The 8671-nt window shown below is 59.5% G+C and carries 6 protein-coding genes; all 6 read left to right on the forward strand.

All coding sequences use genetic code 11. The annotated features are described in order from the left end of the window. Positions 1–141: 141 nt before the first annotated feature. The 6 genes from argF to xerD all read left to right on the forward strand — a co-directional run bounded on the left by argF (position 142) and on the right by xerD (position 8340). Positions 142–1137: an ornithine carbamoyltransferase gene (gene argF / locus DW661_RS08115; RefSeq protein ID WP_117584234.1), complete on the forward strand. Its 996-nt coding sequence runs from the start codon at positions 142–144 to the stop codon at positions 1135–1137. Positions 1138–1275: 138 nt separating this feature from the next. Next, the gene (locus DW661_RS08120) at positions 1276–2763 is read left to right on the forward strand and encodes a YfcC family protein (protein ID WP_369831814.1); all 1488 of its coding nucleotides are present in this window, start codon (positions 1276–1278) and stop codon (positions 2761–2763) included. A gap of 716 nt (positions 2764–3479) precedes the next feature. After that, complete coding sequence (locus DW661_RS08125; protein WP_118935314.1) at positions 3480–4961, forward strand: DUF1846 domain-containing protein; 1482 nt, start codon at positions 3480–3482, stop codon at positions 4959–4961. Positions 4962–5217: 256 nt separating this feature from the next. Next, complete coding sequence (locus DW661_RS08130; RefSeq protein WP_040358312.1) at positions 5218–5556, forward strand: hypothetical protein; 339 nt, start codon at positions 5218–5220, stop codon at positions 5554–5556. Positions 5557–5734: 178 nt separating this feature from the next. Next, complete coding sequence (locus tag DW661_RS08135) at positions 5735–7396, forward strand: CTP synthase (protein WP_055286060.1); 1662 nt, start codon at positions 5735–5737, stop codon at positions 7394–7396. A gap of 2 nt (positions 7397–7398) precedes the next feature. After that, positions 7399–8340, forward strand: coding sequence for a site-specific tyrosine recombinase XerD (gene xerD, locus DW661_RS08140; RefSeq protein WP_199411542.1), 942 nt, complete (start codon positions 7399–7401; stop codon positions 8338–8340). Positions 8341–8671: the final 331 nt, after the last annotated feature.

An 8671-nucleotide genomic window follows, 5' to 3' on the forward strand; every position in this document is an offset into this window, starting at 1 on the left:
GCGCTGCATGAGCATGCCCTTCTGGCGCGAGGACCTCTAAGTCTTTAACGTTCCGGTGCGGTCCCCCTACAACCGCACCGGTTTCGCCCGTCAAACGGGCACCACTTTTTAGTAATTCACTTTTTCGAAAGGATACGAACCATGGGTGTTAACCTCTCCGGCCGTAGCTTCCTCAAGCTCCTCGACCTCACCACCGAGGAGATCGAGTACCTGCTCAAGCTCTCCAAGAACTTCAAGGACATGAAGCGCGCCGGCGTTCCTCACCGCTATCTCGAGGGCAAGAACATCGTCCTGCTCTTCCAGAAGACCTCCACTCGTACCCGCTGCGCCTTCGAGGTCGGCGGCATGGATCTGGGCATGGGCGTCACCTACCTCGATCCGGGTTCGTCGCAGATGGGCAAGAAGGAGTCCATCGAGGACACCGCCCGCGTTCTCGGCCGCATGTATGACGGCATTGAGTTCCGTGGCTTTGCCCAGGACGACGTCGAGGAGCTTGCCGCTAAGTCCGGCGTGCCCGTGTGGAACGGTCTGACCACCGAGTGGCACCCCACCCAGATGCTCGCCGACATCCTGACCGTCCAGGAGAACTTCAACTACGACATCAAGGGCAAGACCCTCGTCTTCATGGGCGACTGCAAGAACAACGTCGCTCGCTCCCTCATGGTCGTCTGCTCCAAGCTCGGCATGAACTTCGTGGCCTGCGGCCCCGAGGAGTGCATGCCCGCTGACGACGTCATCGAGGCCTGCAAGCCCATCGCCGAGGCCAACGGCTGCACCATCAAGCTGACCACCGACGTCAAGGACGGCGTCACCGGTGCCGACGTTCTCTACACCGACGTTTGGGTCTCCATGGGCGAGCCCGACGAGGTCTGGGCCGAGCGCATCGCTCAGCTCACCCCGTATCGCGTTACCTCCGAGGTCATGGCTATGGCCAACCCGGGTGCCATCTTCCTGCACTGCCTGCCCAGCTTCCACGACACCAACACCACGATTGGCGCCGAGAAGTGCGAGCAGTTCGGCATCACCGAGCAGGAGGTCACCGACGAGGTCTTCGAGAGCCCCGCTTCCAAGGTCTTCGACGAGGCCGAGAACCGCATGCACACCATCAAGGCTGTCATGTACGCTACGCTCAAGTAAGAGCATCTAGCATCTCGCTCGGGGTGCATTGCTGCGCACCCCGAGCACTTTTGTCTGGTAAAAATCTCGCACCGAACGACATGCACGGCACGGAAGAGCCGCTTCGGGCGAGATCAGTAAATGATTTATGAAGGGGGGATGAGAACTATGACTGAGACCGCTAAGAAAAAGCGCGGTATGCCTTCATCGTTCACCATTCTTCTTGCTCTGCTGGCAATCGTCGCGGTTGTTACCGTTATCGTCTCCGGTACGTCCGGTGGCGCGGTTACCGCTGCCCGCTTGAGCGATTTCTGCACCGCCCCGGTCAAGGGCTTCGCTGACGCTCTGCCCGTCTGCCTCTTCGTTATGATCCTCGGCGGCTTCCTCGGCATGATGACCGAGACCGGCGCCCTGGACAACGGCATTGCCGTTCTGGTGCAGAAGCTTAAGGGCAATGAGATCATGCTCATTCCCGTGCTGATGCTCATCTTCTCCCTCGGTGGTACCACCTATGGTATGTGCGAGGAGACCGTTCCCTTCTACGCCCTGCTCGCCGCTACCATGATGGCTGCTGGCTTCGACCCCATGGTCGGCGCTGCAACCGTCCTGCTCGGCGCTGGCTGCGGCTGCCTCGGCTCCACGGTTAACCCGTTTGCCGTCGGCGCTGCCGTCGACGCTCTGACCGGCGTTGGCATTGAGGTCAACCAGTCCATCATCATCGGCCTCGGTGCCGTCCTGTGGATTGTTACCACCGCCATGTCCATCTTCTTCGTCATGAGCTATGCCAAGAAGGTCAAGGCTGACAAGGGTTCCACCATCCTTTCGATGCAGGAGCTCAAGGACGCCGAAGAGGCTCACGGCAAGGCTGCTTCCGAGGTTCACAAGGAGGTCAAGCTCACCGGTCGTCAGAAGGGTGTTCTGATCGCCTTTGCCTTCACCTTCGTCGTCATGATCGTCGGCTTCATCCCGCTGGCCGACCTTAACGAGGGCGTCGCCAACTTCTTCGATGCTGGCGCTGTCTATGACGCCGACGGTAACGCCATCGTTCAGGGCTGGTCTGCCCTGATCACCGGCCTGCCCATTGGTCAGTGGTACTTCGACGAGGCTTCCACCTGGTTCTTCCTCATGGCTGTCCTGATCGGTATTATCGGCGGCCTGTCCGAGAAGCAGATCGTCAACACCTTCATCACCGGCGCTGCCGACATGATGTCCGTTGTCCTCGTCATCGCCCTCGCCCGTGGTATCTCCGTCCTCATGGCTAGCACCGGCCTCGACGTCTACGTCCTCGACGCTGCCGCCAATGCTCTGGCTGGCCTGTCCGGCGTGATCTTCGCTCCCATGAGCTTCCTGGTCTACTTCGGCCTGTCCTTCCTAATCCCCTCGACCTCCGGTATGGCTACTGTCTCCATGCCCATCATGGGACCGCTGGCTGTTAAGCTCGGCTTCTCGCCCGAGGTCATGGTCATGATCTTCTCCGCCGCCATCGGCGTCGTGAACCTGTTCACCCCGACCTCCGGCGCCATCATGGGCGGTCTTGCCCTGGCCAAGATCGAGTGGACGACCTGGCTCAAGTTTGCTCTTAAGCTCATCGTCGCTCTCTCCGTCGTCTGCGCCATCATCCTGACCGTCGCTTGCGTGATGCTCTAAGTACCCCTTGGGTACCCCACGGAAACCATGACGATCCTGTAAAGGATCACCTGGTCATCGTCTGTCCGGTGGGGTAACCCCACCGGTAGACTCCTACCTTTAGCCTCCTCCCGTTCCGTGCGCGGGAGGGGGCGACTTGCGTTCCGGCGTTTTACCAAACGCCGGAACCGGTCGACGCTGCGCGCCGCCCAGGACGACAATTTGTCATTCAAAAGGCAAGGCATGACCAAAAGGTCTATGCCTTGCCTTTTTCATGCCAACTTGTACGTCCTGGACGGCGCTCGCTGACTTATGCTCATCCTGCGGCGCTGCCTTTGTTGGTGTAAAGGTGTCAGATTGCTTTGCGCCATGCCCTCCTCTTTCACGTCACCTTGCTCGCTCTGGTGGGCTTTCGCTGACTTATGCTCAACCTGCGGCGCTGCCATTGTTGGCGCAGGGGGCGGCTTGCTCGCTCTGGTGCCTGTTCGCTGTCCGTTCTCTGCCCGCGACGTTTCTGCTGTTGGTGCAAAGGGGTCAGGTTACTTTGCGCCAAAAGGGGAAGTTGCGGTGGAATAGTTCCCGTTTGGCCGTCTTGAGGGGTTAAACAGGAGCTATTTCACCGCAACTTATCGATGGCGTGTTTGGTTGGCGCCTGTTGATGGCCTGGGCATCGGGGAGGGCAGGCTCCGTTATAATCGCGTAGGAACTTAATTTACGAAACGGGACGGGAGCCATACATGCGCCAGGGTTTCGACAACGCGAAGTATATCGAGCTGCAGGCTGCTCACATTAAGGAGCGCATCTCGCAGTTTGGCGGCAAGCTGTATTTGGAGTTTGGCGGCAAGCTGTTCGATGACTATCATGCCAGCCGCGTGCTACCGGGTTTTGAGCCGGACAGCAAGTTCCGCATGCTCAAAAGCATCGCCGACGATGTCGAGGTTATCATCGCGATCAACGCGAACCACATCGAGAAAAACAAGGCTCGCGGTGACCTGGGCATTACCTATGACGAGGATGTGCTGCGCCTGGTTGACCTGTTCCGCGGCAACGGTTTTGCTGTCGCGGCCGTGGTTATCACGCAGTATGCCGGTCAGCCCGCTGCCGACGTCTTCCGCAATCGTCTGAATGCACTCGGCATTCCCGCCAAGCTGCACTATCCCATTGAGGGCTATCCGCACGACGTCGATCTGATCGTTTCTGACGAAGGCTATGGCAAGAACGAGTTTGTCGAGACCACCCGTCCGCTCGTCGTCGTGACGGCGCCCGGCCCTGGCTCGGGCAAGCTCGCCACTTGCCTCTCGCAGCTGTATCACGAGCATAAGCACGGTACCGCCGCCGGCTATGCCAAATTCGAGACCTTCCCGGTCTGGAATCTTCCTCTGACGCATCCGGTCAATATTGCCTACGAGGCCGCCACGGCTGACCTCGACGACGCCAATATCATCGATTCGTTCCACCTTGAGGCCTACAGCAAGACCACGGTCAACTACAACCGCGACGTCGAGGCCTTCCCGGTGGTCCGTGCCCTGATGGAAAAGATCCTGGGCAAGAGCCCCTACCAGAGCCCCACGGACATGGGCGTCAATATGGTCGGCTTTGCCATCACCGATGACGATGCCTGCCGCGACGCTTCCAAGATGGAGATCGTTCGCCGCTACTTTACCGCGGTCGAAAATGTGCGCCGTACCGGCGTGGGCGATGAGCAAGTCGACCGTCTCAAGATTATTATGAAGAAAGCCGGTATCGACAAGAATTACTCGCCAGCACGCTCGGCCGCCCTTACCAGGGAGCAGCTGACGGGTGGCCCCGTAGGCGCCATGGTCATGCCCGACGGCTCCGTGGTGACCGGTAAGACTTCCACGCGCCTGGGCGCCGCGAGCTCGCTCATCATGAACGCCCTCAAGCATGTCTCGGGCGTCGACCTTGAGCTCGAGGTCATTAGCGATGAGGCGATCGAGCCCATCAGCAAGCTCAAGACGCATTTCCTGGGAAGTAAAAACCCGCGCCTCCACACCGACGAGACGCTTATGGCGCTGTCGATCACCTCGGCCACGAGTGAGACGGCCGCTCGCGTCCTTTCGGGCCTGGAGCAGTTGCGCGGTTGCGATGCCTTCTTTAGCGTGATCATCTCGCCGACGGACGAGACGGTACTGCGCAAACTGGGTATCAACGTGTGCTGCGAGCCCAAGTTTGAGCGCCGCGGTTTCTTCCATCGCTAAGTTTGAAGCACCGCGGTAATTGCATTGCATTTTGGCCGTATCGGGTTAGCGCCCGGTACGGCTTTTTGATCAATAAAGCGCCTATTTCGGCGAAAAATAGCCGTTTACCTGCCTAGAAACAATTTGAGCGGTATACAATAACCATAACTGTTTCATCCTTAGCGGGATGCCGCATGATGGATATTACCTGCCATCGTGAGGTGTGTCGGTCGCGCACGGCGCGTTAGATGCTCGTGCTCGGTTTGAGGAGGCTGCTATGGCGGGCAAGGGTCGTGCGAGTGTCAACGATATGAAGCGTGTCGAGGTGCTGGTGTTGATGGAGATCGACCAGCAAACCGAAGACAATGGCGGGCCGTATGGTTTCTCGCGCAAAACGCTTGCCGAGCGCGTGGGGGTTTCGCCGTATCGTGCCCGCGCCGCAATCGATCGCTTGGATTCCGAAGGCATGATTGATGTCGTCTCGCGTTATAGCGACGACGGCGGTCAGCTTGCAAATGGTATTTGCCTCACCGAACGTGGCGAGTGGTATCTTGAGGGCGTCCGGACCGGCATGCTCGTTCAGGAAATGCTCGAGGACGAGGTTGCTGATCGATAGCAGCATGTAACCCTTGCCATAGCGACGCCGTCTGGGAAACCGGGCGGCGTTTTGTTTCAAGATTGAGAAATGCAATCGCACGCGAGAAAAATTGCGAACGGTCCGCGGCACGAGTATTACAATGAAGACCCGTAAGATGTGGATAAACAACTTCTACGGGAAGCGCAGGTAACTCAATATGACCAAGCATGTGTTCGTAACCGGTGGCGTGGTTTCGTCCCTGGGCAAGGGTATTACCGCGGCCTCGCTGGGCCGTCTGCTCAAGTCGCGTGGCTACAAAGTAACGATGCAGAAGGCCGACCCGTATCTGAACGTCGACCCCGGTACCATGAGCCCCTTCCAGCATGGTGAGGTCTTTGTAACCGAGGATGGTTACGAGTCCGACCTGGACCTGGGTCATTACGAGCGCTTTATTGATGAGAACCTGACCCGCGATTCCAACTTTACGACCGGTGCCATCTACAAAAGCCTAATCGCCCGCGAGCGTCGCGGCGACTTTTTGGGCGGTACCGTGCAGGTGATTCCTCACGTCACCAATGCCATTAAGGATAAGTTCCGCCGCATCGAAGAGCAGACCGGCTCCGATGTAGTCATCACCGAGCTGGGCGGCACGATCGGCGACATCGAGTCCCAACCGTTTGTCGAGGCCATTCGTCAGTACCGCAAGGAGGCCGGCCCCGAGAACGTCTGCTACATCCACGTGTCGCTCGTTCCCTATATTGCCGCCGCCCACGAGGTCAAGACCAAGCCCACGCAGCATTCCGTCAAGGAGCTCCGCAGCTTTGGCATCCAGCCCGATATCATCGTGCTGCGCTCCGACCACCATATCGATGACGCTATCCGCGGAAAGATCGCAAGCTTCTGCGACGTCGACACCGATTGCGTCTTTACCAATGAGGACTGCGCGAGCATCTACGACGTGCCGCAGCTGCTTGCCGAGCAGGACTTTGACCTGCGTATTTGCGAGCGCCTGGGCCTGGACCCGCGTGAGCGCGACATGAGCGAGTGGAATGAGTTCCTGCGTAAGCAGAACCATGCCAACCATCACGCCGATAAGGTTAAGATTGCCGTCGTGGGTAAGTACACGCAGCTGCCCGATGCGTACCTGTCGGTTATCGAGGCCCTGCACCATGCGGGCGTCTTCTACGATCGCCATGTGGACGTCCAGCTGGTCGACGGCGAGAGCCTCGACGAGCAGAATGTCTCCGAGGTTCTGGGCGACGCCTCGGGCATCCTGGTCCCCGGCGGCTTTGGCAAGCGCGCCCTGGAGGGCAAGATCCTCGCGGCCGAGTTTGCCCGTGAGCACAAGATTCCGTATCTGGGCATTTGCCTGGGTATGCAGGTCGCCGTGTGCGAGTTCGCCCGCAACGTCGTCGGCCTTGCCGGCGCCAGCTCCTCTGAGTTCGATCCGGACGGCCCGTTTAGCGTCATCGATCTGATGAGCTCGCAGGAGGACGTGACCGAGAAGGGCGGCACCATGCGCCTGGGCGCCTATCCGTGCAAGCTCGCCGCCGATACCCTTGCTCGCGAGGCATATGGCGAGGAACTCGTCTACGAGCGTCACCGTCACCGCTTTGAGTTCAACAACGCCTTCCGCGACCAGCTCGAGGATGCCGGCTTGGTTATCTCTGGCCTCTCGCCCGACGAGCGCCTGGTCGAGATGGTCGAGCTGCCGCGCGACGTGCATCCGTGGTATGTGGCAACCCAGGCTCATCCCGAGTTCAAGAGCCGCCCGACCAACCCGCAGCCGCTGTTCCGCGAGTTCGTGCGCGCTTCGATCGGCCAGCACGAGGGTGTCGACCGTCTGCAGGTGACGCCCATGAACCTCGCTACGGACTAAGGGTGCCGGCGAATAAGGAACATACCGAAGCTACTCCCTCGTCGCTCGCCGTGGCGGCGGGGGAGTATCTCGATTACCTCGCGGTCGAGCGGGGCTTGGCGCGCAACACGATTGCGGCCTATCGTCGTGACCTGACGACGTACTGCGCCTATCTGGAGCGGGCGGGTATTGTGTCTTTTGAAGAGGTGACCCGTCAGATCGTGGAGGGCTTTGTCGCCGATCGCCGCGACGGAGGCTATTCCGACGCCTCGGTGGAGCGTGCGCTTGCTGCCGTGAAGGGCCTGCATGCCTTTTTGGTGCGCGATGGGGCCGTGGCCCAAAACCCGACGGCGGCGTTGCGCCTGCCTAAAAAGGCTGAGCGTTTGCCGGAGTATCTATCGGTGGAGGATGTCTCGGTGCTGCTCGATCAAGACTTTCCCGAGGGCGAGATGGGACTGCGCGACCATGCCATCTTGGAAGTGCTCTACGGATGCGGTTTGCGTGTGAGTGAGCTGGTTGGGCTCGATGTGGGCGATATCCATATTGACGATGGCTTTGTACTCGTTCGCGGTAAGGGCTCAAAGGAACGCCTGTCCCCACTGGTGGGAAGCGCGGCGCGAGCTCTGACGCTCTATGTAACTGAGGGGCGTTCTCGCTTGGCGGCCCATGCCCGCGGAACCGAGACCTCGGCGGTCTTTTTAAATAAGAACGGACGTCGCCTGTCGCGCCAGGCCGTGCATGCGATATGCGAGCGGTATGGGCGTCAGGTGGGACTGGTGGGGCTCCATCCCCATACCTTGCGCCACTCCTTTGCCACCCACATGCTCGCGGGCGGTGCCGACCTGCGTGTGCTGCAGGAGATTTTGGGCCATGCCGATATTTCGACCACACAGGTCTACACGCATGTCGACCGAACGCAACTGACCGAGGTCTATCTGGCGGCGCATCCGCTGGCGCATCGTTAACACATCGCTGACCTGTATATTTATAGGTATTTGGGGACGGGCCCCAGATTGCCGTGGCGTGCTTTTGCGCGCGCATGGGCAATCTGGGGTCCGTCCCATTTTTCGCCACTTGGCGTCGCGGTGGTGGGCCGCACGTGCCTTGGGTGGGGGAGTTTGGGGGCGATGTGAACGGCATGTAAAGGGACGCAAAAATCGCCTCAAGGTCAACTTGAAGGTTGAGGTTCGCGGGCGTGGTTCTACAGGTGGCATCCCGCCGTTGCTGCAAACACAACATATTGTGTTTTCGAACATATGCTCGGGGGTGTTTTACAACATATTGGGGGTGGAATGG

Source organism: Collinsella sp. AM24-1 (assembly GCF_003470325.1).
GTDB lineage: Bacteria > Actinomycetota > Coriobacteriia > Coriobacteriales > Coriobacteriaceae > Collinsella.

Excerpts from the sequence above, each read along its gene's own strand:
- DW661_RS08135 (WP_055286060.1), top strand. The coding sequence starts at position 5,735 with ATGACCAAGCATGTGTTCGTAACCGGTGGCGTGGTTTCGTCCCTGGGC.
- argF (WP_117584234.1), top strand. The coding sequence starts at position 142 with ATGGGTGTTAACCTCTCCGGCCGTAGCTTCCTCAAGCTCCTCGACCTC.
- DW661_RS08130 (WP_040358312.1), top strand. The coding sequence starts at position 5,218 with ATGGCGGGCAAGGGTCGTGCGAGTGTCAACGATATGAAGCGTGTCGAG.
- DW661_RS08125 (WP_118935314.1), top strand. The coding sequence starts at position 3,480 with ATGCGCCAGGGTTTCGACAACGCGAAGTATATCGAGCTGCAGGCTGCT.
- DW661_RS08120 (WP_369831814.1), top strand. The coding sequence starts at position 1,276 with ATGAGAACTATGACTGAGACCGCTAAGAAAAAGCGCGGTATGCCTTCA.